The sequence below is a fragment of the Micromonospora ferruginea genome (assembly GCF_013694245.2).
Lineage (GTDB): Bacteria > Actinomycetota > Actinomycetes > Mycobacteriales > Micromonosporaceae > Micromonospora > Micromonospora robiginosa.
Map to the genome: position 1 here is coordinate 995,645 of NZ_CP059322.2, position 24,774 is coordinate 1,020,418.

The following is a 24,774-nucleotide window of genomic DNA, read 5'->3' on the forward strand; positions in this document are numbered from 1 at the left end:
GCCCGCGCCGTGACGAAGGTCTACGGCGGCACCCATGCGCTCACCGGCGTCGACTTCACGGTCGCCGACGGCCGGGTCACCGCACTGTTCGGCGAGAACGGCGCCGGCAAGTCCACCCTGATGAAGATCCTCGCCGGGATCGAGCAACCCAGCACCGGCCACATCGAGCTCGACGGCACGCCCATCCATCCCCGCTCCGCCCGGGAAGCCGCCGACCGCGGGATCTCGATCATCCACCAGGAACTCAGCCTCTGCCCCAACCTCAGCGTCCAGGACAACCTCTTCCTCGCCCGCGAACTGCGCACCCGAGGCGTCGTCGACCGGCAGGCGCAGCGACAGGCCACCCTGGCGGTCCTGCGCCGGTTGGAGGAGGACGTGGACCCCGAGCACCTGGTCGGCGACCTGCGCCTGGGCCAGCAGCAGATCGTCGAGATCGCGCGGGCGCTGTTGCAGAACGCCCGAGTGCTGATCATGGACGAACCCACCTCGGCCCTCACCGCACCCGAGGTCGCCGTCCTGTTCCGGATCATCCGCGAACTGACCGCCGCCGGCGTCGCCGTCGTCTACATCTCCCACCACCTCGACGAGGCGCTGGAGATCGCCGACGACGTCGCCGTGCTGCGCGACGGCGCCCTCGTCGCCGCCGCCACGGCCGACCAGGCCACCCTCGGCTGGATCGTCCGGCACATGGTCGGCCGCGACCCCGACACCCTGTTCCCCGACCGTGACTCCGCCGCCGGCGCCGCGGTGCTCGCCACCGACCGCATCGTCGTCGCCGACCCGCAGAACCCCCACCGCCTCGCCGTCGACCAGGTCTCCCTCACCCTCCACCAGGGCGAGATCGTCGGCATCTACGGCCTGATGGGCTCCGGCCGCACCGAACTGCTGGAAGCGCTCGCCGGACGGATCACACCGGCCGCGGGAACGATCACCCTCGACGGCGTACCACTCGCCGACCCGGACATCCGCTCCCGCATCGCCCGCGGCATCGTGCTGGTCCCCGAGGACCGTCAACGCGACGGCCTGGTCCAGTCCATGTCGGTGGGGCAGAACCTCAGCCTGGCCGGGCTGTCGCGCTTCGTCCGCAACCTGTTCGTCTCCCGCGACGCCGAGCGGGACGCGGTCCGGCGGACCATCACCGAGGTCACCGTCAAGACCAGCGGCGCCGCCGCCGCCATCGGCTCGCTCAGCGGCGGCAACCAGCAAAAGGTCGTCATCGGCAAGGCCCTGCTGACCCGCCCTCGTGTGCTGCTGCTCGACGAACCGTCACGCGGCGTGGACGTCGGCGCCAGGGCGGACATCTTCGAACTCATGGCCGAGCAGGCCCGCCGCGGACTCTCGGTGCTCTTCGCCACCTCCGAAGCCGAGGAAGCCCTGCACATCCCCGACCGGTTACTCGTCCTCGCCCGTGGCGCGGTGGTAGGCGAGTTCCGACGCGGACAGATAACCCGGGAGGACCTGATGAGCCTGTCCGACGGCCGCGCCGCCGCCTCGACGCGCACGGAGCCGGCGCGATGACCGCCCAGAGCACCCTGCCGGCGCCGGCGGGGCCCGACGCCACCTCCGCCGCCGACCTGGCCACGAAGGCACGCCGGCTGTCACTGCTCAACGGCGTGTTCGAACTGCGCGCCTTCATCGCCCTCGCCGTGCTGATCATCGTGTTCGGCGTGCTGTCCGACGCGTTCCTGACCGTCACCAACGTGATCACGATGACCAAGCACGTGGCGATCAACGCGATCATCGCGCTCGGCATGCTGCTGGTCATCCTCAAGGGCGGCATCGACCTGTCCGTCGGCTCCGTCGTGGGCCTGTCCGGCGTCGTCGCGGGCGAGCTGCTGCAAGGGGTACGGCTGGGATTCCTCGACACGATCGCGTACCCGCCGGTCTGGGCGGTCATCGTGCTCTGCGTCGCGGTGGGCATGTTCGTCGGCCTGGTCAACGGCGTCCTCGTCACCCGATTCCGCGTCGCGCCGTTCATCGCCACCCTCGGCATGCTCTACGTCGCCCGAGGACTGGCACTGCTGATCTCCAACGGCACCACCTACCCCAACCTCGCCGGTAGCCCCGAGCTCGGCAACACCGGCTTCGGTTTCCTCGGCAGCGGACGCCCTCTCGGACTGCCCACCTCGATCTGGCTGATGGCGGTGCTCACCGCCGTGATCGCCCTGGTGCTGATCAAGAGCCCGTTCGGGCGCTGGTTGTACGCCACCGGCGGCAACGAGCGCGCCTCCGAACTGTCCGGCGTGCCGGTCCACCGGGTCAAGACCGTCGTCTACGTGATCGCCGGCGGTTGCGCGGCGGTAGCGGGCCTCATCATCGCCTCGGAACTCACTTCCGCCGCACCGCAGGCGGGGGAGACCTACGAGCTCAACGCCATCGCCGCGGTGGTGATCGGCGGCGCCGCGCTCAGCGGCGGCCGCGGCACGGTCCGCGGCACGCTCGTCGGCGCGTTCGTCATCGGCTTCCTCGCCGACGGCCTGGTGCTGCTGGGTGTGTCGACGTTCTGGCAGATCCTGATCAAGGGCGCCGTGATCGTCCTCGCCGTCATGCTCGACCAGGGCCAGCAGCGATTCCAGCGGCGTCAGGGGGCCGTCGCCTCCGCTGCGGCCGCCACCACACCAGGCCCCGCCTGATATCGGCTCCACCTGCTACACCCATAACCCCACCACACCATCCCCATGGAGTCCCCATGTTCTCTTCACCCTTCGCGGCGTCCCGCAGACGAGCGCTCGCCGTCGTGCCCCTGGTCGGTGCCGTGCTTCTCCTCGGCGCGTGCGGCTCCGACGACGACGGATCAGCCAAGGGCGACGGTGGCAAGGAAGCCGGCGGCCTCATCGCCGTCATCACCCCGTCCGCCGACAACCCGTTCTTCAAGGCCGAGGCGGACGCCGCCAAGGCCAAGGCCGAGTCGCTCGGCTACCAGACCTCCGTGGCCTCGCACGACGACGACCCGAACAAGCAGAGCGAGCTGATCGACTCCGCGATCTCCCGCAAGGCCAAGGCGATCATCCTGGACAACGCCGGCGCCGACGCCTCCATCGGGCCGGTCCGTAAGGCCAAGGACGCGGGCATCCCGGTGTTCCTGATCGACCGGGAGATCAACGCCACCGGCGTGGCCGCCGCGCAGATCGTGTCCAACAACGCCCAGGGCGCCCAGCTCGCCGCCGAGTCCTTCGTCGAGGCGTTGTCGAGCAAGGGCAACTACGTCGAACTGGTCGGCAAGGAGTCCGACACCAACGCCGGCGTCCGCTCCAAGGGCTTCACCGACGTCATCTCCCAGTACCCGGACATGAAGCTGGTCGCGAAGGAGAGCGCGAACTGGGACCAGCAGGAAGCCTTCAGCAAGATGGAGACGATCCTGCAGAAGAACCGCAACCTGCAGGGTGTCATCGCCGGCAACGACACCATGGCCCTCGGCGCCGTCGCCGCCCTCAAGGCCGCCGGGCTGACCGGAAAGGTCGTCGTGGTCGGCTTCGACGGCAGCCCCGACGCGGTCGCCGCCATCAAGGCCGGCCAGATGCACGCCACCGCGTTGCAGCCCGCCGTGCTCGGCGCCGAGACCGCGGTGCAGCAGGCCGACAAGTTCATCAAGACCGGGTCGACCGGCGCCGCCGAGAAGCAGTCCATCGACTGCGAGCTGGTCACCAAGGCCAACGCCGACCAGTTCGGTGTCTTCGGCCGCAAGTAGCCGCACCGACGCCCGTGTCCCGTGTCGCGCCGTCACCGGCCGGCACGGGACACGGGCGTGCCGGCCGCGCTACCGGGCAGGTTCCGCCGCCAGCCGTCGCGCCACGTCGAGATCGGTGACCAGGACGTCGACCCAGCCCCCGCGCAGCGCCGCACGGATCGCGGTGAACTTGCGCGCCCCGCCGGCGATCGCCACGACCCGCGGTATCGAGCGCAGCGTGAGACTGTCGATGCCCAGCACCCGCTCGTCGAGTGCCGACTTGACCAGATCACCGTTCTCGTCGAAGAACCGCAGGCAGATGTCGCCGACCGCGCCGAGCTTACGCAGCGCCTGCTGCTCAGCGTCGGCGATGGCATTGCCGCTTTCCACCAGCAACGGCGACGGCTCCAGGCTCCCCAAGCCGGCCAGCAGCATCGTCAGGCCGCTGTAGGCGCCCATCACGTCGTTGATGTGGGGATCGGCCATCAGGACCTCACGTGCCGCCGGCGACGCCGCCAGGCCGGGCGCGGGCAGGAACACCGCCTTCGCCCCGGTCAGGATCGCCAGCCGGTCGGCCAGTCGGGTGGCGTAGATCTGCGACGTGCTGCTGCCGACCCCGCCGATGACCTGGACGACCTGCTCGGCCACCGGATTGGGCCGGGGGCGCATCGCGTCGACGGTCGACAGCAACGTCGAACTCCACGACGAGATGCCGATCCGATCACCGCCGGTGAGTGTCGTCTCCAGGTAGACCGCGGCCGCCGCGCCGATGGCCTTCAGCGTGGACGGCTCGTCGGGGGACGAATGACCGGTGTCGGCCACCACGACGTCGCGCAGCCCGTACCGGCGCTCAATCTCCTCCTCCAGCTCGGCGTGCACACCGGCCGGGGTGACCACGGTGGTGCGCACGATGCCCAACACGGTGGCCTGCTTCAACAGCCGCGAGACGCGGGGCTGGGAGATGTGCAGCTGTTCGGCGATCTGTGGCTGCCTCACCCCGTGCTCGTGATACATGCGGGCCACCTTGGTCAGCAGCCGCAACTGGCTGGGGGCCACGCCTCCGATCGCCGGTTCGCGGAGGTTGCCGCTGTCGCTGGTCACCAAGACTCCTTCGACGGCAGTCGAACGCTGATGCTCACGGGAGGAGTATAACTGAATGTAAATTCAAGGCTGATTGCAGTCGTGCTCTGATCATCTCAGGTTGCCAGGGCGGTCCCGCTCGGGGCCAGAGGTGCGGGAACGGCATGCGTGGTTCAGACACCTCCGCAGGCGTGGATCAGGCATTGCCCATGCGCCGGTCGCCTCAACGTCGGCCATCACCTGCGCGCCGAGGCAGGCGTCTCAGCGGAGAGCCGCGGCGGCCCGGGGGTCAGCCGCTGTTCCGACTGCTCGGAGGTCCAGCCGTTGTCATCGAGCGGGGTGACGAAGCCGGAGTGTCCGAAGTAGAATCAGGAAGCGTCGGTCGCCCCGGCAACGGTCAGCCCCAATGGCGCCCGACGACATGGGGAAGAGAGTGGTTGACTGAACGGTTCCGGTGGCCGAGTCAATTGACTACTTCGACCTCGACCAATCCTCCTGCACGGGCGCAAACGCGGGCGAGCGACGGGAGTTGGCGCCTGTTGTAGGGGGCCGACCCCCGGAGCGGGAAGCTATTGTGCCGGCGGCCAAGCGGGGTGAACAGTGCATCGGGTGACCTGGCGGCTGATGGGAAGTGGAAGACGAGCTGGTGCCGGTGTCCACGCCTGCCACCCGAAATGCAATCAGAGATGTACATGTCTCGGTGCGCCGGGTAGGGTCGTGTCCATTGTTTGTCCGATGAATCGGGGTTAACAGGCATGAAGCTACGCGAATTCGCCGCTGCCTTGGCGGCGCTGGTCGGGCTTGTCGCCGGTGGAGTGGTGGCACCGTCCGCCGCTTTCGCCGCGGACAACGGACCGTGGGAGGTGTTCCCCGCCAGCGCTGTTGACAAGTGTGTCGAGGTCCAGGGTGGGTCGACCGCGTCCAGCGCGCAGGTCCAGGTCTACACCTGCGCGACCTGGGGCGGGGGTGTCACGCCGCTGCACCAGCGGTGGATCTTCCGGCCCACCTCCAGCGGCTACCAGCGCATCGTCAACGGTAAGACGGGAATGTGCGCGAACATCAAGGGAAGCACCGACGTCAATAGCACGAAGATCGTCCAGTACGGTTGTGGTGGCAGCGGCACCCTGAACGATCAGTGGTATCCGCAGTTCGTGCGGAAGATTGGCGGGTTCGACTTCTACCAGTTCAAGAGCCGACTGAACCCCGCGAAGTGTCTCAATGTGCAGGGCAGCACGACGTCGGACGGTTCTGACCTCATTCTCTACCCGTGCAGCACGGCGAACAACGCCATCTTCTCCTGGACGCCGGCGGTCCAGGCGTAAGTTGCGGCGAACGCCGAGGGGCAGGAGCGGAATGTCCGCGCCTGCCCCTTGCTGCGTGAGAGATGCCACCACGACGATACTCATCGGTATTGCTTCCTTCGGGTGCCCGCCGCGCGTACTCGGAAGCACGTGCCAGGTGCAGCAGGACCATTTCAACTGGCCGTCGCGGCTCCGGAGCGAGCGAATCGCCGTTGTTATGTGGCCTCTGGGTGCACTACCGGAGATCCCGCTGTTCGCCGTAATCCTGATTTCGGTTGAGCCACATCCACCCGGGCAGTCTCGGAGCCGGGCCGGACGTCCCGCACACCGCCCGACGGCCCGCGGGGTCGGGCCGCTCAGGTCACGGGCTGGTGCACGTGAGCGATGGCGACGACGGCGTTCCGGTGCCGATGAAACCGAACGTCGTGCTGCCGCCGGCCGGGACCGAGCGGTTGTAGTCGACGTTGCGCACCGTCACGGCCGAACCGCTCGTGCTCAGCGTGCCGCCCCAGACCTGGGTGATGCTCTGGCCGCCACCGAGAGTCCACTTGACGGTCCAGCCGTTGATCGCCGCGCTGCCCGCCTTCACGATGACCTCACCCTGCCAGCCGCCGTCCCAGGAGCCGGTCGTGCGGTAACTGGCGCCGCAGGCCCCGCCGGCCGGCGGGGGCGTCGTCGGGGCCGGCGTCGGACTCGACGTGGGCGACGGAGACGGGGACGGAGAGGATGTCGGTGTCGGGAGCGGGTCGGAGGTGCCGGACAGGGTCGGCCCGGCGCAACTGCTCACGATCCCCGGAACGTTACCGGCGCTGTCCGGCGTGTAGCCGTACGAGGGAGTGGTGAACGGGGTGACGCCGCCACCGATGCCGCCGGCTCCGCTGTCGCGCTTGCCGGAGGTGTTGTCGTAGATGTTGCCCCGGGCGGTGATGTAGGACGGCCGGTCGTACATGAACTGGTGTGGGTTCTTGGTGTCCTTGAAGTAGTTGTTCTCCACCAGGACCGAGGCGAGCGAACCGACGCCGACCGCGTACGTGTTGCCGGTGGCGGTGTAGTAGTTGTTGTAGACGTGGCCCTTGCCGTAGAGCATCCGCGGCATCCGCTGGTCGACGAGTGAGGCGAACCAGTTGTGGTGGAAGGTCGCGTTCTGCTTGCCCACGTCGGTGTCGTCGTGGTCGGCGCCGCCGCTGACCAGGCTGGCGAAGCGGTGTGGGTGGGCGTTGGTGTACCAGAACTTCACCCAGGAGACCGTGATGAAGTCCGAGCCCCGGGTGAGATCGAGTAGCCCGTCTCCTGCGTCCCAGATGTTCAGGTGGTCGAACCAGAGGTGATGTGAGCCGCGCGCGGCGGCCGTGTCGGCCGGGTAGTTGCCGGATCCGGCGCCGCGGAGGTTCAGATTCCGGATGATGATATTGCTGCGTCCGTCGGCGATGTTGACGCCGCCGTCGATGGTCGCGTTGGCGTCGACGCCGACCAACGTCTTGTTGCTGGCGATGTCCACCGCGCTGGTGCCGGTGTCGATCGTGCCGGAGATCCTGAGCACGCGCGGGGTGGAGTCCGTGGCGTACCGCTTGAGGTCGGCGAGGTTGTTGATCGTCTGCGGGCTGGCGTTGCCGCCGCCGGTGGTCGTGCCGAGGCCGCTGCCCGCCACGGTCGCCCAGCCGACCAGTTTGTCGTCGCAGGCGCTCGCGGCGGCGGCCGGTGTCGAGCCGAGCGGGACGGACACGTCGACCACGGCCAGCGCCGCCGCCGCGGTCAGGGTGACCGCGGCGGCGAGGGCGGCCGGTGAGCGCAGCCGTCGCCGCGGTGCTGAGTCACTTGGGTACGGGGTCATGGACGAACCTCCAGGGGTGGTGCGGCGGCCGGGGCAAGGGGTGACCGCGTCGACGGTTCATCTGCTCGCCTCGGTCGGCGGGCGCACCTTGCGTTATAAATTCATTCCGGCATTGAAATTCAGCTATCGCAAACAGTAATGTCCATCGATATCCATGTCAAGGACGCGCCCTGGCCAGACGGCCGTCGACTCGCCTGGTCGGCCGACAGTCCACCGCCGGCGGTGTGCCGGGGTGTCACCAGGTGACGACACCGACACACCGCAGGTGGTGCGGAACGATCTGCTACGGCTGTCCGGTCATCCAGCGGTGCACGGAGCCCCGTTGAGCGTGAACGAGGTCGGGCGTGGGTTGGTGCCGCCGTACGTGCCGTTGAAGCCGAGCCCGGTGGACGCGCCGGCCGGCAGCGAGCCGTTCCACGCGGCGTTGCCCGCCGTTACTGCCGTGCCGCTCTGCGACCAGGTGGCCGACCAGCCCTGGGTGACCCGCTGGCCGGCGTCGGGAAACGCGAAGCGCAGCGTCCAACCGGACAGCGCGGCGGTGCCGGTGTTGCGCACGGTAATGGTGGCGCTGAAGCCGCCGTCCCAGTCGTTCGTCGCGTAGGTGACCTGGCAGGCGGCCGCGCCCTGGGTGGGCGTGGGCGTAGGGGTCGGCGTGGGGTCCACGCCCGCCGCCTGCACCACGACCGTCGTCGAGGCCGGCGAGGTGTTGCCGGCGGCATCGGCCGCCACCACGAAGAACTGCCGCGACGCGCCGGGAACCAGTCCGCTGATCGTGACGGACGGAGTGGTCGTCCGGCCGTACACCGTGTCGGACGTGCCGGTCGTCTCGTGGACGATGTACTCCCGTACCCCCACGTCATCGGTGGACGGCGACCAGGTCAGCGTGGCGGACGTGCCGCTGACGGTGGCGCGCAGGTTGGTCGGCGCGGTCGGCGGGGTGGTGTCCGGCGCCGGGTTGCCGTAGCTCAGCCCAAAACCGTACGGGAACAGCGGGGCCTTGCCGTCGCCGTCGTTGATCGGCTGCTGGCTGACCGACTGCATCCACGTCACCGGCAGCTTGCCGGTGGGCCGGCGCACGGCGAACAGCACGTCCGCCACGCCCTGGCCCTCGGTGCCGGGCAGCCAGGCGGCCACCAGGGAGTTCCAGTTCGGCACCTGGGCCGCGATGTCCAGCGGGCGGCCGGAGACCAGCACGACCACCACCGGCACGCCGGCCGCGCGCAGCGTGTTGATGGTGTTCAGGTCGGTGGTGTCCAGACCCATGCCGGTGGGCCGGTCGCCCTGACCTTCGGCGTACGGCGTCTCGCCGACCACTGCGACCGCGACGTCGTAGGAGGAGTCGATGCCGCTGCCGTTGAGGCTGTAGGTCACGGTGCCGGCCGAGCCCACGGTGTTCCGGATGCCCTGCAGGACCGTCGTGCCGGGGGTGGTGTTGCCGCTGCCGCCCTGCCAGCTGACGGTCCACCCGCCGCTCTGGTTGCCGATGTTGTCGGCGTTCCTGCCGGCGACGAAGATCCGGCTGTTGGTGCGCAGTGGCAGCGCGCCGCCGTTCTTCAGCAGCACCTGCGACTCGGCCACCGCCTCACGGGCCAACTCGCGGTGTGCCGCGTTGCCGAGAGTGCCCGCGTACGAGCGGTCCGCGAGGGGGCGTTCGAAGAGGCCCAGCTCGAACTTCTTGGTCAGGATTCGCCGGTTGGCGTCGTCGATGCGCGACATGGGCACCCGGCCCGCCTGCACCTCGGCGCGTAGGAGCGTGATGAAGGACTGCCAGGCGTCGGGCGCCATCACCATGTCGATGCCGGCGTTGACCGCCTGCGCCACCTCGGCGCCGGTGAAGCCGGGAGCGCCGTCGATCTGGTCGATGCCGTTCCAGTCGGAGACCACGAAGCCGGTGAAGCCCAGCTCGTTCTTCAGCAGGTCGGTGATCAGGTAGCGGTTGCCGTGCAGCTTCTGCCCGTTCCAGCTGCTGTACGAGACCATGATCGAGCCCACGCCCCTGCGGATGGCCTCCACGAACGGCGGTAGGTGGATGGCCCGCAGTTCCGCCTCGGAGAGCTGGGCGTTGCCCTGGTCGGTGCCGTTCGTGGTCCCCCCGTCGCCGACGTAGTGTTTCGCGGTGGCCAGCACGCTGGCCGGTCCGCCGAGTGTGGTGCCCTGGTAGCCGGTGACGATGCTGCTCATCTGCGTCGCCAACTCGGGCTTCTCGCCGAACGACTCGTAGGTGCGGCCCCAGCGGTCGTTGCGGGCCACGCAGAGGCAGGGCGAGAAGGTCCAGTCCACGCCGGTGCCGGTGACCTCCTCGGCGGTCGCCCGACCGATCCGCTCGGCCAGACCTGGGTCGCGGGTGGCACCCAGACCGATGTTGTGCGGGAAGATCGTCGAGCCGACCACGTTGTTGTGTCCGTGCACGGCATCCGAGCCGTAGAGCATCGGGATGCCGAGCGGCGTGGCGAGCGCGCCCCGCTGGAAGGCGTCGTACATGTCGGCCCAGCCGGCCGGGGTGTTCGGTGACGGTGCCGAGCCGCCGCCGGAGAGGACGGAGCCGAGCCGGCGGGCGGTGACGTCGGTGGGGCTGACCTTGGCGCGCTCGGCCTGGGTCATCTGGCCGATCTTCTCGTCCAGTGACATTCGCGACAACAGGTCCGCCACCCGCTGGGACGCGGGCAGGGACGAATCCTGGTAGGGCAGCGTCTGAGCCGCCGCGACCGGGGCCAGGGTCAGACCGGTCGCGGCGAGTGCGACCGTCGTGGCCACGCCGACGACGGCTGTCCGGGTACGAGATGGGCGCGTGGATCCGTGGAGCCGGATGCGCATGAGCATTCCCTTCGGGAATCGATGGCGGTGCCCTGAGGTTGCCCTGTGCCCGGACCTCGGCTCCGCCTCATGATGCCACGCCCCACGCCCTCCTTCGTGGACGGCGCTGCCCGGGTCACCGCGGTATTGACAGCGCGTGTCCCGAACGCTGAGGCTCTACAGAGCGATACCTATCGATAAATGCGGGGGCGTGATGCGACGTTGGATCTTCGCGCTGGCCACGGCTGCTGCGGTCGTCGTCGGTGGGGGCGTGACGATGGTGCTGGGGCCGGCCTACGCCGCGGCGGTGTGCACCGTGGACTACACGATCACCCGGGAGTGGTCCAACGGCTTCTGGGCCGAGCTCACCGTCACCAACCTGGGCTCTCCCGTCACCGACTGGTGGCTGCGGTTCCGGCAGGCCAGGGATCAGACGATCACCATGGGTCTCGACCGGCTGCCGGACGGATACACGCTCGGCAGCGGCGAGTTGTACCCGATCACCACGCTCCGCCCACCGCCGGGGTCCACGCTTGCGTCCGGCGCCGCGGTGACGGTGCGGTTCGGCGGCAACCACCGGGTCGCGGACCCCGAGCCGACCGACTGGGTGTTGAGCGGCCAGCCGTGCGACGTGGACGTCGCCGGCCCGACCCACTCGTCGCCGCCGTCGGCATCGGGCAGCCCGCAGCCCAGCCCCAGCCCGCTGCCGGGCGGGCCGTCGGTGGCGCTCACCTCGCCCCTGCCCAACGACTTCTTCGCCGCGCCGGGCGTCATCCCGATCCGGGCGGAGGCCACGGCGGCGGCCGGCCGACAAATCGAGCGGGTCGAGTTCCGGGAGCGCGGAACGTTGCTCGCCGTGGACACCACCGCGCCGTACGGGTTCGACTGGCGCGGCGTGCCGCCGACCAGTGGTACCCGCGTCACCGCCACCGCCTACGACAGCAGCGGCGCCCAGGCCACCGCCGAGGTCCGCGGCCTCCGGGTGCTCCCACCGCCGGCACCCGGCGCCGCACCCGCGCTGAAGGCGTTCGGCAACCGCATCCTCACGGTCACCGCCGGCCCGAGGCCTTACCGGCCACGCGGAATCATTCGGTCGGTCGTGCCCGCCGAGTGCGCCTGGGGACCGATCCGCTGGGACGGCCCGGTCGACGACGCTTCCGTGGTCGCGCTGCGGGCCCGCGGCGTCGACGCGGTGCGGGTCGTGCTGAGCGACGCCTGCCACATCTACACCGGAAGCCCTACCGACAGACGGAACCGCGTCGGCTACCTCGACGAGGCGGCCGGGTACGTCGACCGACTCGTCCGGGCCGGCATCACACCCATCGTGTCGCTGCGCCAGACCGATGATCTCGCCGCCCGCTCGTTCTGGAGCGCGGCGGCGGAGGTGTTCGGGGACGACAACGCGGTGGTCTTCGACATCTCGCCCGACAACTTCCCGGCAGCCGGCGGGACCGATCCCGCTACGGTCTGGACCTGCTGGCGCGACGGCGGTCCCGCATGCCTGGGCACCAGTCTGCCGACCTTCGGCGTGCAGGAGCAGATCCGGCTGCTTCGCGTCCGAGGCTCGTTCAACCTGGTCCTCGCCGCCGGGATCGACGGCGGCAACGACCTGCGTCGGTGGCTGGAATACCGCCCGGCCGACCCGGACGGCCGCAGCGTGGCTGCCGCCTGGCGCGTCGACGACCGCTCGGCCTGCGCCACGCCGGCCTGCTGGCAGGCCACCCTGCTCCCGGTCGCCGCCCAGGTGCCGCTGATCGCCACCGACGTCCGCGCCGGCTCGGCGGCGCCGACGTTCGTGCTGCGGACGGTCACCTGGCTCGACCGGCACGGCATCGGCCACCTGCGCCCGTCGAACGGAGGAGACGCAAGCTGAGGTTCCCCCGGGTGGGTTCGGTCGGGGGTGGGGGACCGGTGAACCGGGTCCCCGGAGCGGCGCTGATCCTCGGTGGGCTACAGGTTGTTGATCCGGGCCAGGAGGTCTGCCTCGGTCAGATTCTCCAGGGCTGCGTCCTGCTTGCGGCCCAGGGCCGCCAGCAGCCGCTCCTTCTCCAGCTTCTTGGCCGCTGCCGCCTTCGCCGCCTGGTCCTCCATGAGGCGGAAGGCGATGACGTGCTTGACGACCTCCAGCTTGGCCTCCAGGGTCGCCTTGGCCGGATTGGCCTCGGTGGCCACGAACGACTCGGTGTCGACGGCCTTGAGCTCGGCGTTGACCGCCCTGGCCACGTCGTCGAGGCTGAAGCCGGACTTGGCGGTCAGCGGAAGCTCCCAGAGCTGTTCCGTGCTCAGCAGTCCCTTGGTCGACGGATAGCGGAACTTCTCCCGGGTGGCCTTCTCGAAAATGGTCACGGCGACCTCTCTGGAATGTACGGGTGGGGAATCAGAACTGGATGCTCATGAGGCGGCGCCGGCCGCCGGTCGTGGTCACCTTGGCGACCACGGAGTTGCGGACGGTGGAGCTGAAGCCGAGGCCGGAAAGCTGATCCGGGGACGGTTCGCACTTGGTGCGGTCGCCCAGGACCTCGAACACCTTGCGGTGCGGTTGCAGGTCGCCGCGGAGGAACTCGTTGTAGATCCCGCGCGTCGGCTGGTCGTTCACGCACCCCTTCAGGATGAAGAAGTAGTGCCGGTTGCCGACCTCGTTGTCGTCGAAGTAGTTCGGCGAGTACATGACGGTGGACACCGGTACGAACTGTTCGGTGGTGATGCCCCACAACTCCTTGCCGGCACTGCCCGGCTGCACGTCCCTACCCGGCCGGAAAGCGGTGATGACCCCGCCGGCCACCGTCATCCGGCCCACCTCGACGGTCTCCTTCTGGCCGACCGCGCGCTCGTGGCGGTAATTCTCGATCTTCCCGTTGCTCTCGGTCTCGATCACGAAGCCGACCTGGCTGCTGTCCCGCTTGCGGTACTGGTTCACCTCGATCCGGTACTCACCGTCGGGGACACGGTCGGACCAGGTGACGTTCTCCACCGGCTCGCGGGAGAGCGTCCCGCCGGCGTTCATGTCGACGTCCAGCTTGTTGCGCTTCTCCTGGTACCAGATGTGGTCGCCGTTGGGTTCGTAGACGTGCAGGTCCAGGTCGTCGTGGTTGAACCAGGACAGGCTCACCCGCAGCCTGCCGGTGACGTTGCCGCCGGCCCGCTTGACCCGCTCCCTGATCGAGTCGGTGACGTTGCCGCCGTAGGACCAGCCGAAGTCGTTGTCCCACGTGAACAACCGCGGAGCCGCCGGGTGCCGGCCGGTGGTGAGGCTGACGAGGTGCGGCTCGTGGGAGTTGGCGACCCACAGGTCGACGGTGGCGGCGCCGGGCAGGACGTCCTTCACGAAGGAGACCACGGGGATCTCCTCCGGCTTGGCGTCGCGAAGGAGCGCACCTGACGACCGGGGGGTGGCCGCCTGCATGAGCAGCCCTTCGATGCCGTCCTTCATCCGCGGCTGGGTGTCGTTGTCGACCCACAGCACGTTGGTGACCGACACGTCGGACAGCCGGGCGAACCGTCGCTGCAACGACTCCTCGATGCCCAGCTCGGCGATGGTCTTCATGGCGGCCTTGACCATGCCCGGGGTGATCAACGCCGTGGGGCGCCGGTAGTTCTGCGGCGCCACCTTCGCCTCGAACGACCGGACCGCCTGCTCCAGGTCGACGCCCGCGGAGAGATCCTGGACGAGGGTGCCGATCACCGTGTTGCGGAGACGGGCCGCCGGGTTCATGGCGTTGGCGAAGACGAAGGCACGTCGGTCGGCGGCCTGGTTCCACCGGCTCTGCAGCGAGCGGAACTCGGTCAGCGCCCGGCGATGCTCCGCGCCGCGGTAGAGGGCGTTGCCGTCGACGAGGTCGACGACGGTGTCCAGAGCGGGCCGGGTCAGCTCGGCCAGGCCGCGCTGGAAGACCTGCACCGCGGCGTCGAAGGAGCCCTGCGCCGCGCCGACGTCCTCGGTGCGGTGCCGCTCCTCCACCCGGCCGTGCAGGTGGTGCCACACCTCGACCTGGCCGTCGCGCAGGGTCCGGGTGGTCTTCGTGCCGTACTGCGGCTGAGCGGACCGGAAGACGGTGGACAACGGCAGCGACAGCACGAACTCGTCCAGAGCGGCGGCGACGACGGAGAAGACCGGGTCGGACGCCGACACCCCGGACCAGACCGTACGGACGCGCCCGTCGCGGATCTCGACGACGTTGCCGAAGTGCTTGATGAAGCCGCGGCAGGTCGAGCAGTCGTACTCGGATCGCTCGCGGAAGCGCGGATTGGTGCCGGCGGGGAAGGAGTCGAGGAAGGTGAGCCAGAGCGAGTCCCGGTCGAGACCGTCGCCGACGGCGTACAACTCGTTCCTGGACATCGTGGACAGGCGCGACGTCACATCAGCCACGAACTGCTGGAAATCACCCACCGCTTCATCCCCCTTGATCGCCGGTGATCTTACGGAGCGAATGCCGAGCGGAGGTAGGCGTTTCCGGCCGGCGGTCGACATGGCGATGGTGCGGCGTCGATGGAGTGGCCCGACGCCTTGTGCGGGCCACGTCCAACGGTGTGATCGGAACGTCCGCTGTCACCGACCCCGCACGACGGAGGTTGCCGCCGGCGTCACACCGGGGCCTGGGCGAGGTCACGGTCGGCGGTGGCGCGAACGGTCCGCGGCCAGGTCCATGCGGCGCGCAGGATGAAGGCCAGGAGCAGCAGCTCGAGCCCGATGGAGAAGGCGTAGAAGTAGAGGTAGGTCCAGGACTCGCCGTCCGCGTTGTACACCGTGACGGGGATGTAGAGCGCGGCCACGACGAGGTTGGTGGCGCGGTTGACCCGGGCGGGGAGTGCCATGGAGAGCAGGATCATGAGGATCGGGACGGCCATGAGCGTGAGCGCGAGGGCGACGAAGGTCGGGCCGGTGTCGAACTCGTGAACGACGCCGCCCAGGATCTCGTTGACGAAGCCGGGCTTGTACAGGGCGAGGTAGTCGACGTAGATGTAGAGGAACATGAAGCTGGCCCAGGCCGCGGCGAGCTTCGCCTGGACCGGGAGGTGCGACTCCTGGAGCGCACGGGCTGGTGTGTCGGTTCTGGTCATCACGTCTCCGGTGTGCTGGTGTCAGCCGGGTCGGCTCACTCGATGTCCTCACTATGAGCAGCGCCGACGGCTGCCACATCCGCTCGCGGGCTCGCCCTTTCCCGGTCCCCGGCACGAGAAATCCGCCGTACTTTCGGCTGATTCGCCCGTGCGGCGGTCCCCCTACGTTGTCCGGGAGGGGGACGCATGGTTGCTGGGTTCTGGGCTGAGCCTCGCCCCGCAGGCCCGCCGGCGCGGGTCTGGCGGGACTGGGCGTTGTCCTCGGCCCTTGTCGTGATCTCGCTCGTCGAGCTGCTGCTGCGCGACGACCGGGCCTGGGCGCCGCTGCTGGTCGGCGTCAGCGTCGTGGTGGCGGCGTGCCTGCTGTGGCGACGCACGCGGCCGCTGGCCGCCGTCACCGTGGCCTTCGGAACCGTCCTCGCGTTCGACATCGCGCGGATCGCGGTCATCGACACCACCGGTCTGCTGGGCATCGCCGGGCTGCTGGTGCTGCCCTACGCCCTGCTGCGCTGGGGAGCGGGTCGAGAGGCCGCCCTCGGGCTCGGCGTCATCCTCGTCTGGCTACCCGTCACCCTCGTCGCGGACCCGACCTCACCTGCCGAGAAGGTCGCCGGCTACGGTTTCTTCCTGTTCTCGGCCGCGCTCGGTGCGGCGGTGCGGTACCGCACCAGAAGCCGCGACCGCGACATCGAGCAGGTGCGGCTCCACCAGCGCAACGAACTCGCCCGCGAGCTGCACGACACGGTCGGCCACCGCGTCCTGGCCATCGCCGTCCAGGCGCAGGCGGGTCGCGCGCTGTCCGCCGCGGATCCGGAGCGCGCGCTGGCCACCCTGGTCACCATCGAGGAAGAGGCGTCCCGGACACTCAAGGAGATGCGCGCCCTCGTGGGTGTGCTGCGCGACGGGACGGACGCCGATCTCGCCCCCCGGCGAGGGGTGGCGGACGTCGAACGACTCGCGCGTCCCGGCGGTGAGGTGCTGGGCGTCCGCGTGCGGGTCGCCGGGGACGTCGAGGCCGTGGAGCCGGCTGTCGGCACCGCCGTCTACCTGATCGCCGCCGAGGCGGTCACCAACGCGACCCGCCATGCCTCCGGCGCCACCGGGGTCACCGTCGACGTCACCGCGTCCCGCAACCGGGTGCACCTGCGGGTGCGCGACGACGGCGAGGCGGCGACGGCCGGCTCCCCGCACGCCGGCTACGGGCTGCGCGGCATGGCCGAGCGGGCGAGCCTGCTCGGCGGCACCCTCCGGGCGGGACCCGACCCGGACGGCGGCTGGAGCGTCGACGCCTCGCTGCCGCGGAGAGGACGGGCGTCATGACCATCCGCGTGCTGGTCGCCGACGACCAGGACATCGTCCGGGCGGGGCTCTGCATGATCCTGGACGCCCAACCGGGGATCACCGTCGTCGGTGAGGCCGCCGACGGCCGCCGGGCGATCGCCATGGCCCGTGCGCTGCGTCCCGACGTGTGCCTGCTGGACATCCGCATGCCCGAGGTCGACGGCATCGAAGCCACCCGCCAGCTCGCCGGGGCCGACGTCGCCGATCCGCTGGCCGTCGTGGTCATCACCACCTTCGATCTTGACGAGTACGTCCACGGCGCGCTGAAGGCGGGTGCCCGGGGCTTCCTCCTCAAGGACGCCGGCGCCGAGATGCTCACCCAGGCCGTCCATGCCGCCGCCCGCGGTGACGCCCTGATCGCACCGAACATCACCGCGAGGCTCCTGTCGTCCTTCGCGAACAGCCGCTCGCGCCCGGTGCCACCCGAGCCGGTCGAGCCGCTGACCGCCCGCGAGGAACAGGTCCTGCTGGCCGCCGCCCGCGGGCGGACCAACAGCGAGATCGGCGATGAGCTGTCGATCAGCCTCAGCACCGTCAAGACCCACATCGCCGCCCTGATGCGTAAGCTCAACGCCCGCAACCGCGTCGAGATCGTCATGTGGGCCTACGAGACACGCCGCGTCGGCGCCTGATCGGCGCGACGACACCAGCCGCTCCTCGACCGCACCCGAACAGCGGATATCCGCGCCGGCAGTCGTCAACCGGACTGTGTCGGCCGCCGGCCGGGGCGCATCGTGAGAGCTGGACACCCCTGCTGGAGGTTGGTGCGAGAGGGAGGCCGTCATGGAGCTCGATCGGCGGTTGGCGCAGGACCCACCGGAACGCAGCGCGAGCGAGGTGGTCGGCCCCCGTCTGCTGGGCCGGGTGTACCGGCCGGACCCGCGGGACTGGTCCCTGCCGCGGCTGATGGAGATCGCCGAGCCGCCGGCTTCCATCCGGCAGCGGACGATCGAGCAGGTGCTGGGCGAGACCACCTACTTCACCGACTGGCGGGCGTACCTCGTCTTCTGGCGCTGGCTCAAGAAGCAGGCCGGCGGGACCCCACCCGGGCCGGGCCCGACGCCGGGTGGTGACGCGGCCCCGGCCTGGCAGTTGCCGATCCAGTTGGACCAGGGCGACACCGGGCACTGCGTCGGCTTCGGCTGGACGGGCTGGGTGGACGCCACGCCGGTCCCCGGGGAGTTCCAGAACGCCGACGCGCACGCGCTGTACTACGAGTGCAAGGTGATCGACGGCGAGCCGCGGGCGGAGAACGGCTCGACCGTCCGGTCCGGTGCGCTGGCGCTGCGCAACCGGGGCCGGCTCGCGGCGTTCGCGTTCGCCGGCTCGCTGGCCGAGATCGACCAGTGGATCAACTCCCAGGGCTCGGTGGTGGTCGGCACCAACTGGACCGACGACATGTTCCACCCGGACGCCGACGGCTACGTGAAGCCGACCGGCAAGGTGGCCGGAGGGCACTGCTACGTGATGCTGGACCGGCTGGACTCCGAGCAGGCGTACCTGTTCCAGAACTCGTGGGGGAGCGGCTGGGGCCAGCGCGGCCGATTCAAGATCAAGTGTGCGGACTTCGAGGGTCTGCTCTCCGCCGACGGTGAGGCGTGCTGCGCCGCCGAGCTTCCGCACTGACCTCGATGCTCGCCGCTGGCGGGCGGGCGGCTTCCCGACGGGTGCGCCGGGTCGGCGGCGGGCCGGCCCGGCACACCCGGTCCGCGTCGTCACGGGTCGACCGTGACGGGTCAGGTGCGGCCGACGACGGCGGTCACCTTGATCTCGACGCGCATGTTCGGCGCGGCCAGCGTCGCGACGCCGAGCATGGTCCAGATGGGCGACCGGTCGCCCATCCGCTTGCGGAACTGCTCGATCATGACCGGGGCGTGCACCTCGCCGAGGACGTCGGGGGAGTCCGAGGCGTGGAAGGAGTCGACGGAGACGACGTCCCGCCAGGTGGCTCCGGCCGTGGCCAGGGTGCGCTCGACGTTGTCGAAGGCCCGGACGATCTCCTCCTCGATCGACTCGGGGAAGGCCAGTCGGTCGTCCCAGCCGCCCTGGCCGGAGATGTCGACCCGGTCGCCGATCCGGACGGCCTGGTGGTAGTGCCGGTTCTCCAGCATCCACAGGCCGTAGCCGGGCGTGTCGAAGAACTGTGGCTCAGTCATGCTCTTCTCCTGTCTATGACTTCATGCTTGAAGTCAACGTAGCACGAATAACTTCAAGCATGAAGTGATGCCGGCTGGGTATCGTGTCGGCATGGCCACCACCGCCACCCCCGGTCCCGACGGCGAGCACGCCGACCGGGCGCTCTGGCTCTCGCCGGAGGAGAAGGACGCCTGGACCGGCCTGGCCTCGCTGGTCCTGCTGCTGCCCGGCCGGCTGGAGACGCCCCTGCAGCAGGCGGCCGGCCTGAGCCTGTTCGACTACCTGACCCTCAGCCACATGTCCGAGGCGCCGGACCGACGCCTACGGATGAGTGAACTCGCCTACCTGGCCAACGGCTCGTTGTCCCGCCTCTCCAACGTGGTCAAGCGGTTCGAGCAGCGCGGTTGGGTGGAGCGCTTCCCCGACCCGGGGGACCGCCGGTACACGATCGCCACCCTCACCGACGCCGGCTACGACGTCGTCGTCGCCGCCGCGCCCGCGCACGTGCGCTCGGTGCGGCGGTACGTGCTCGACCCCCTCACCCCCGCCGACCGACGCGCGCTGATGCGCATCGCCACCAAGCTCAAGGTCCGGCCGGTCGACCTCGCCGAGGAGACGGCCGGTCCCTAGCGGCACCCACGTCAGGCCGGCGTCGCGGTCAGGCGTGGGTGGGCGTACGCCGGATAGGTGAGGTAGCCGTCGGCTCGTCGGTGCCGGCCAGGTGCACGTACGCCGGTCCGAGCGGGACGAGTTCGGCGAGCAGCGCGGCGTACACCTCGTCGGTGTCGGTGTCGGTGTCGATGGCGTCGGCGATGCCGGCGCCGGGCGACAACCGCAACCCGATGCGGTGCGCGCCGATCGTGGCCGCGACCGCCTCCACGGCGAACCGGATGCGCCCGGAGACGGATCCGCCGCCGCGATGGACTCCACCTCACCCGGCGCCTCGGCCGTCGACAACGCGCGCGGCGTCGGCACGAGCTGCGGTCCGGTCGGGGTGAACACGTACGTCTCGCGGGCGGCGACCGCGGACCGCCCGGATCTGGTGATCGGTGAACCGAAGGCCGCCTCCGAACGTTGAAGGCGCAGTCCCGCCCGCCGTGGGGCGGGTCCGGCGAGTGGTGGAGGGTCGAATGCACAGGTGGCAGCGGGACGGCGCGAACCGGGCGGTACGCGCCGTCGTGGTCCTCGGTTCGGTCGGGGTCGTGCTCGGAGCGGGGCTGGCCGTCGTGCCCACCGCGCGGGCCGGTTCCGGCACCACCATCGTCGGCGCCGGTGGTCGATGCGTCGACGTGGCGTGGACGCGGACCGCCAACGGCACACCGATCCAGGTCGCCGACTGCAACGGCACGATCGCCCAGGACTGGTCCCACGACGGCTCCGGGTCGGTGCGGGCGCTGGGGAAGTGCCTCGACGTCGCCGGCAGCGTCTGGGCGGACGGCACGCGCATCCAGTTGTTCGACTGCAACGGCACCGGCGCGCAACAGTGGCGGTTCACCGACGGGCAACTGGTCAACACCGGCTCCGGCAAGTGCCTCGACGCCCCCGGCGACGCCGACGGCACGCACCTGCGGCTGTGGACCTGCACCGGCAGCCCGAACCAGCGGTGGAACGTGCCGGGCGCGCCGCGGCCGGCCGGCGGGGCGGGGAAGAAGGGCGTGAGCACGTGGACCTTCCCCCGCGTCGCCGACGGCGTCCACGCGGTGGGGGCCGGCTGGTACTACGACTGGTCCGCGGACCCGGCGGACGTCCCGGCGCAGGCGGAGTTCGTACCGATGATCTGGGGAGCCGGCGCGGTCGACGACGGCGAACTCGACACCGCGCGGCGCTCGGGCACCACGCTGCTCGGTTTCAACGAGCCCGACCTGCCGCAGCAGGCGAACATGAGCGTCGAGCAGGCGCTGGAGCTGTGGCCGCGGCTCGAACGGACCGGTATGCGCCTGGGCAGCCCGGCCGTCGCGTTCGGTGGCGAGGTCCCCGGCGGGTGGCTGGACCGCTTCCTGAGCGGGGCGCGTCAGCGCGGCATGCGCGTGGACTTCATCGCCCTGCACTGGTACGGCTCGGACTTCGGCGAGGCCGCCCCGCAACACCTGATGAACTACGTGCAGGCGGTGCACGAGCGCTACGGACTGCCCGTGTGGGTCACCGAGTTCAGCCTGATCAACTTCGCTGGTCATCCGCGCTACCCGAGCGCCGGGCAGTTGACCGAGTTCGTCCGCCAGGCCACCGCCCGGCTGCAGGCGGCCCCGTACGTCGAGCGCTTCGCCCTGTTCGCGCTGCCCGCGTCGGGGGAGACGGCGGCGATCGGCCTGTATCGCGAGGAGGGCGTCCTGACCCCGGCCGGGGACGCGTACCGCAGGTCATGAGTAGAACCGGCGGGAGGGTGAGGTCGCCGTCTTCGCCCTCCCGCCGGCGCGGGACCGGCGAACGTCGGCTGGCGTGGGCCGGCACCAAGGGCGTCTGTCGGCGTCATCCGCGCACCGCGGCGGTGGAGAAGGCCAGATCCGGTTGAATGGTCGGCAGTGCCCACCGCCAGCGGCGGGTCGCGACCGCATAACCCACATCCCGGTGTTCCAACCACAGCCGCAGCGACTTCGACTGCCCGTGGGCCTCGTCCATCGTCACCCACCCCACCGGCACGCGCGGCCCAGCATCCGGCGGGCCATCTGCACCTTCGTGGCGAACTGCACCTCGTCCGGGATCCCGGCGGCCCGACACCGCTCCCGGTTATCGGTCCACGACGTCGGAAGGTAGAGCTGCCGGTCGATCAGCGCGTGACCCTTCGCCGACCGGTAGGCCAGGAACGTCCTCGACGGTGCCGGGCCGGCCTGGGCCACCGCCGGTGGACGGGTGGGGGATGACCCCGCCCGTGACGGGACTATCCGACTCGCCGGTCAGTGTCATCCTGGAGATTGTGATCCCAGGCGCACAACTGGTCGGCAGCCGCGGAGGATGACCGTCCGCATCAGCAATCCTCACCGCTCGCCAATCGAGACCGAATCGGTTTCGACCGGCAAACCAGCACGATGCCCGGAGTGGAGGTCGTGATGTCCCGGACAGCCCGACTCGGCCTTGCCGGGGCGGTGACCGCCGTAGCGGTCGTCCTCATGGCGCTCGCCGCATCCACGACCACCACGAGCGCGTATCTCGCTGTCACCGGAACCGGCCTGTTGATGTCCGCGGCAGCTGTCCTCTGGGCCGTGGCGAACGCACGCCGCCAGTCTCGGGCGCCCGACGTTTCGAAATCCGGCCGGCGGGGGCACGTGTTCGTCAGCTACTCCCGCCGCGACATCGGGTACGTCCGACGTCTCGTCGCTTTCCTTCGCGACCTCCACATCGACGTATGGATGGATGAGCAAATCCCCAACGGGACCCGGTGGGACCAGGTGCTCAAGGATAGAATTGATACGGCTGCCGTGGTCGTCCTGGTCATGTCCCCCGCAGCCGAGGAGTCGAACTGGGTGAACGCGGAAGTCGATCGGGCGCGCGCTCACGGCAAGCCGCTCCTGCCGCTGCTGTTGAAGGGCAACGTCACGTTCGGCCTCAGCCGCATCCAGCACGAAGATGTGACGAGCGGACGGATGCCGCGCGCGGACTTCGTACGCCGGTTGCGTGACCTCACCGGTGCCGCGCAGCCACCGCTCTCGCTACCGCAGCCTGGGGACGCCACTCGACGGCTACTCCCGATTCCCAGTGCAACTCGTATGGATGTCGGCCAGTTCCTGGCCCGACTCGCCGAGAATCGTCACCGTCGGATCGACGTGCTCATAGGAATCGATGAATCGGGAAAGTCGACACTGTTGCGGAAGCTGGTCGTGGACTATCGCGATCAGGGCGACGACGTTCGTTACCTCGATCTGTCCCTGGTCGACTGGCGCCAAGCCCTGCCGACCCAGCCTGCAGCATCGGTCGTCTTCATCGACCACCTGGACCGAATCGCGGAGGTTGAAAGGTTTCGGGCCGCTTTCGACATCTTCGACCGGGTATTACCCGCGCTCTTCTCGGCCGGGCTGTCCCGCCTGATCCTCGCGCTCAGCACGGACTGGCGAACGAGCTTTACCGAGGTCTACCGCCTACCGCCGGAGGTGATGCTCAACAAGGCCCTGCCCGACGTGCCGTTCGAGGCTCATTTTCTCCGCACCTATTCGGACGAGGAGCTCGCGACGCTCTGCGGTGAGCTCGGCCTCGATGCCGACGGCTACCGTGATGTGTCGCTTCGTCGCGCCGGAGTGCTGGCGATGGCCTCGAACACGTCCGAGCAGTGGCCGCAGGCGACCCCGTCTCGCATTCGTGACGTACTGGCCGCGCGGTGGATCGAAGCAGGCAATGGCTCCCTCGACCGGGACGCGCGGCGTGCTATGTGGGAGCTGGTGGGAACGCTTACACTGCAGGGCGAGCCGGTCGTCCTTGACCTGGAACAGCTCAGTCACCTGCTGGACGATCGGTTCGACCGCGCGCATCTGCGCGCCCAGGTCGGCGGTCCGTTGCGTTTGGAGGCCGAGCACGTGGAGCCAGACTCGCCCGCGTGGGCCGACCTCGCGGCCGCCCGGGTCCTACGTAGCGTCCTCGCCGTACGCACCACTACGCCGATCATCTCACCACTGCGCACCTCTGTGCTCGACACCCTGAGAGGTTTGTACGATCCGGGCGACCTGACCGCCCAAGTCGACCGGAAACTGACATCGATCGCGGGAGCCGATTTCACTGCGATGGGGTACCTGGGTCCGGTCCTCGCAACGCTGCGTGCGCGCCTCTCTCCTGACGAGTTGCTCGTCTTCCGAGACCTGTCCCTGCAAGGGCCGGACCATTCCGAGGTGCGGACGATCGGCCCGCAAGTAGCGGCCGCGGTCGAAGCGGCACTGTTGCACGCGATGCGACGTTCGCTGCCTGGCCTCGTCCGGATGTTGAACGAGGTGCAGGCCAGCGAACACAGCGCATATCGGGGCGGTAGTCGTGTCTGGCTAACCGCTCGGGCATGGGCCTCTGGGCTGCCACTGCGGGCCTCGGCTGAGTCGACCCTCGCGGAACTGTTGCCGAACGACGGGTCGTGGCGATACGAGGACATTCTCGACATCGCGGTGACCGGTGCGACCACCAAGTTGATGAGCGGGAACGTGGCAGCGTTGCACTCCTGCCTGAGCGGCCGTCACGACCCGGTTGAGCAGTACCTCGCGGACGTCTGGGATGGGGTCAATGACGGCGCGTGGGACCAGATCGATGCCACTACGCGGGCCTACGTCGCCTCACTCGACCTCCCTCCTGCCATGACCGGCAGCTTGACGGCGATCCACTGCCGACTGCAGCGTGCCCACCTGGGTGCTCAAGACGTCCGAGCATGGCGGCTCATCGACTGCGAATTGCTGCTCGCCGATTTTCGATCATGCGCGAACGTCGAGCTCGCTGACTTCAGCGGCTCCAACTGGTGGGCCGCAATTCTTCCGCCACCCGCTCGTTACCACCTGTCACGTTCCTCTGCTGACCCGCGTTTTCTGGCCTGGTGCGCGGCACCGCCATGGAGCAATCCTTACTACACGAGTCAGTGGCCCACGCCCTTCGACTGACGGGACCAC

Annotated in this window: 21 protein-coding genes and 1 pseudogene; 13 read left to right on the forward strand and 9 right to left on the reverse strand. The window is 69.7% G+C overall.

The annotated features are described in order from the left end of the window. Positions 1-9: 9 nt before the first annotated feature. From H1D33_RS04605 to H1D33_RS04615, 3 genes are read left to right on the forward strand one after another with little or no spacing between them, the layout of a single operon-like run. The gene (locus H1D33_RS04605) at positions 10-1,518 is read left to right on the forward strand and encodes a sugar ABC transporter ATP-binding protein (RefSeq protein WP_246411687.1); all 1,509 of its coding nucleotides are present in this window, start codon (positions 10-12) and stop codon (positions 1,516-1,518) included. Continuing rightward, entirely contained in the window at positions 1,515-2,633 is a 1,119-nt protein-coding gene (locus tag H1D33_RS04610; protein WP_181569244.1) for an ABC transporter permease, read from the forward strand. Before H1D33_RS04605 ends, H1D33_RS04610 begins: the two co-directional genes overlap by 4 nt. A gap of 56 nt (positions 2,634-2,689) precedes the next feature. Next, positions 2,690-3,688, forward strand: a complete 999-nt coding sequence (locus tag H1D33_RS04615) for a D-ribose ABC transporter substrate-binding protein (protein WP_181569243.1) — start codon at positions 2,690-2,692, stop codon at positions 3,686-3,688. Positions 3,689-3,757: 69 nt separating this feature from the next. Here the strand turns inward: H1D33_RS04615 and H1D33_RS04620 are convergent, their stop codons facing one another. Next, positions 3,758-4,768 carry a sugar-binding transcriptional regulator gene (locus tag H1D33_RS04620; RefSeq protein WP_246411685.1) on the reverse strand — a complete coding sequence of 337 codons (1,011 nt, stop codon included), beginning with the start codon at positions 4,766-4,768 and terminating at the stop codon, positions 3,758-3,760. Positions 4,769-5,502: 734 nt separating this feature from the next. Between H1D33_RS04620 and H1D33_RS04625 the strand changes: the two genes are divergently transcribed. Continuing rightward, the gene (locus tag H1D33_RS04625) at positions 5,503-6,069 is read left to right on the forward strand and encodes an RICIN domain-containing protein (RefSeq protein ID WP_181569242.1); all 567 of its coding nucleotides are present in this window, start codon (positions 5,503-5,505) and stop codon (positions 6,067-6,069) included. Positions 6,070-6,409: 340 nt separating this feature from the next. Here the strand turns inward: H1D33_RS04625 and H1D33_RS04630 are convergent, their stop codons facing one another. Then, the gene (locus H1D33_RS04630; protein ID WP_246411683.1) at positions 6,410-7,879 is read right to left on the reverse strand and encodes a pectate lyase family protein; all 1,470 of its coding nucleotides are present in this window, start codon (positions 7,877-7,879) and stop codon (positions 6,410-6,412) included. Here H1D33_RS04630 and H1D33_RS04635 point away from each other — a divergent pair. Next, positions 7,878-8,018 carry a hypothetical protein gene (locus tag H1D33_RS04635; protein WP_181569241.1) on the forward strand — a complete coding sequence of 47 codons (141 nt, stop codon included), beginning with the start codon at positions 7,878-7,880 and terminating at the stop codon, positions 8,016-8,018. The two genes, H1D33_RS04630 and H1D33_RS04635, sit on opposite strands and share 2 nt — an antisense overlap. Before the next feature lie 158 nt (positions 8,019-8,176). On the opposite strand, the gene H1D33_RS04640 is transcribed toward H1D33_RS04635, so the two are convergent. Then, positions 8,177-10,633, reverse strand: a complete 2,457-nt coding sequence (locus H1D33_RS04640; protein WP_246411681.1) for a glycoside hydrolase family 3 N-terminal domain-containing protein — start codon at positions 10,631-10,633, stop codon at positions 8,177-8,179. Between the two features lie 253 nt (positions 10,634-10,886). Here H1D33_RS04640 and H1D33_RS04645 point away from each other — a divergent pair, with 253 nt between their 5' ends. Then, positions 10,887-12,545: an Ig-like domain-containing protein gene (locus H1D33_RS04645; RefSeq protein ID WP_181569239.1), complete on the forward strand. Its 1,659-nt coding sequence runs from the start codon at positions 10,887-10,889 to the stop codon at positions 12,543-12,545. Positions 12,546-12,622: 77 nt separating this feature from the next. On the opposite strand, the gene H1D33_RS04650 is transcribed toward H1D33_RS04645, so the two are convergent. The 3 genes from H1D33_RS04650 to H1D33_RS04660 all read right to left on the reverse strand — a co-directional run bounded on the left by H1D33_RS04650 (position 12,623) and on the right by H1D33_RS04660 (position 15,730). Beyond that, positions 12,623-13,018: a hypothetical protein gene (locus H1D33_RS04650; RefSeq protein WP_181569238.1), complete on the reverse strand. Its 396-nt coding sequence runs from the start codon at positions 13,016-13,018 to the stop codon at positions 12,623-12,625. Between the two features lie 31 nt (positions 13,019-13,049). Beyond that, positions 13,050-15,059 (reverse strand): hypothetical protein, encoded by a 2,010-nt coding sequence (locus H1D33_RS04655; protein WP_181569237.1) that lies wholly within the window; start codon positions 15,057-15,059, stop codon positions 13,050-13,052. Positions 15,060-15,253: 194 nt separating this feature from the next. Next, complete coding sequence (locus tag H1D33_RS04660; RefSeq protein WP_181569236.1) at positions 15,254-15,730, reverse strand: DUF6326 family protein; 477 nt, start codon at positions 15,728-15,730, stop codon at positions 15,254-15,256. 255 nt (positions 15,731-15,985) lie between these two features. Here H1D33_RS04660 and H1D33_RS04665 point away from each other — a divergent pair, with 255 nt between their 5' ends. The 3 genes from H1D33_RS04665 (at position 15,986) to H1D33_RS04675 (ending at position 18,697) form a co-directional block, all read left to right on the forward strand. After that, a complete protein-coding gene (locus tag H1D33_RS04665; protein ID WP_246411679.1) occupies positions 15,986-17,050 on the forward strand; it encodes a sensor histidine kinase in 1,065 nt (354 codons plus the stop codon). Continuing rightward, positions 17,047-17,703 carry a response regulator gene (locus H1D33_RS04670; protein WP_181569234.1) on the forward strand — a complete coding sequence of 219 codons (657 nt, stop codon included), beginning with the start codon at positions 17,047-17,049 and terminating at the stop codon, positions 17,701-17,703. Before H1D33_RS04665 ends, H1D33_RS04670 begins: the two co-directional genes overlap by 4 nt. Before the next feature lie 151 nt (positions 17,704-17,854). After that, positions 17,855-18,697: a C1 family peptidase gene (locus H1D33_RS04675; protein WP_181569233.1), complete on the forward strand. Its 843-nt coding sequence runs from the start codon at positions 17,855-17,857 to the stop codon at positions 18,695-18,697. 110 nt (positions 18,698-18,807) lie between these two features. Here the strand turns inward: H1D33_RS04675 and H1D33_RS04680 are convergent, their stop codons facing one another. Continuing rightward, the gene (locus tag H1D33_RS04680; protein WP_181569232.1) at positions 18,808-19,227 is read right to left on the reverse strand and encodes a Rid family hydrolase; all 420 of its coding nucleotides are present in this window, start codon (positions 19,225-19,227) and stop codon (positions 18,808-18,810) included. 91 nt (positions 19,228-19,318) lie between these two features. Here H1D33_RS04680 and H1D33_RS04685 point away from each other — a divergent pair, with 91 nt between their 5' ends. Next, on the forward strand, positions 19,319-19,837 hold the full coding sequence (locus H1D33_RS04685) for a MarR family winged helix-turn-helix transcriptional regulator (RefSeq protein WP_181569231.1): 519 nt from the start codon (positions 19,319-19,321) through the stop codon (positions 19,835-19,837). Positions 19,838-19,865: 28 nt separating this feature from the next. Here the strand turns inward: H1D33_RS04685 and H1D33_RS04690 are convergent, their stop codons facing one another. Then, positions 19,866-20,087, reverse strand: a complete 222-nt coding sequence (locus tag H1D33_RS04690; RefSeq protein WP_181572965.1) for a hypothetical protein — start codon at positions 20,085-20,087, stop codon at positions 19,866-19,868. 39 nt (positions 20,088-20,126) lie between these two features. Here H1D33_RS04690 and H1D33_RS04695 point away from each other — a divergent pair, with 39 nt between their 5' ends. Continuing rightward, positions 20,127-20,285, forward strand: a complete 159-nt coding sequence (locus H1D33_RS04695; RefSeq protein ID WP_181572964.1) for a hypothetical protein — start codon at positions 20,127-20,129, stop codon at positions 20,283-20,285. Positions 20,286-20,337: 52 nt separating this feature from the next. Next, the gene (locus H1D33_RS04700) at positions 20,338-21,570 is read left to right on the forward strand and encodes a glycoside hydrolase family protein (protein WP_181569230.1); all 1,233 of its coding nucleotides are present in this window, start codon (positions 20,338-20,340) and stop codon (positions 21,568-21,570) included. 172 nt (positions 21,571-21,742) lie between these two features. Here the strand turns inward: H1D33_RS04700 and H1D33_RS04705 are convergent. After that, positions 21,743-22,008, reverse strand: a pseudogene (locus H1D33_RS04705) (transposase); the annotation flags it as partial. 231 nt (positions 22,009-22,239) lie between these two features. On the opposite strand from H1D33_RS04705, the gene H1D33_RS04710 reads away from it, so the two are divergent. Then, entirely contained in the window at positions 22,240-24,765 is a 2,526-nt protein-coding gene (locus tag H1D33_RS04710) for a toll/interleukin-1 receptor domain-containing protein (protein ID WP_181569229.1), read from the forward strand. Positions 24,766-24,774 lie beyond the last annotated feature (9 nt).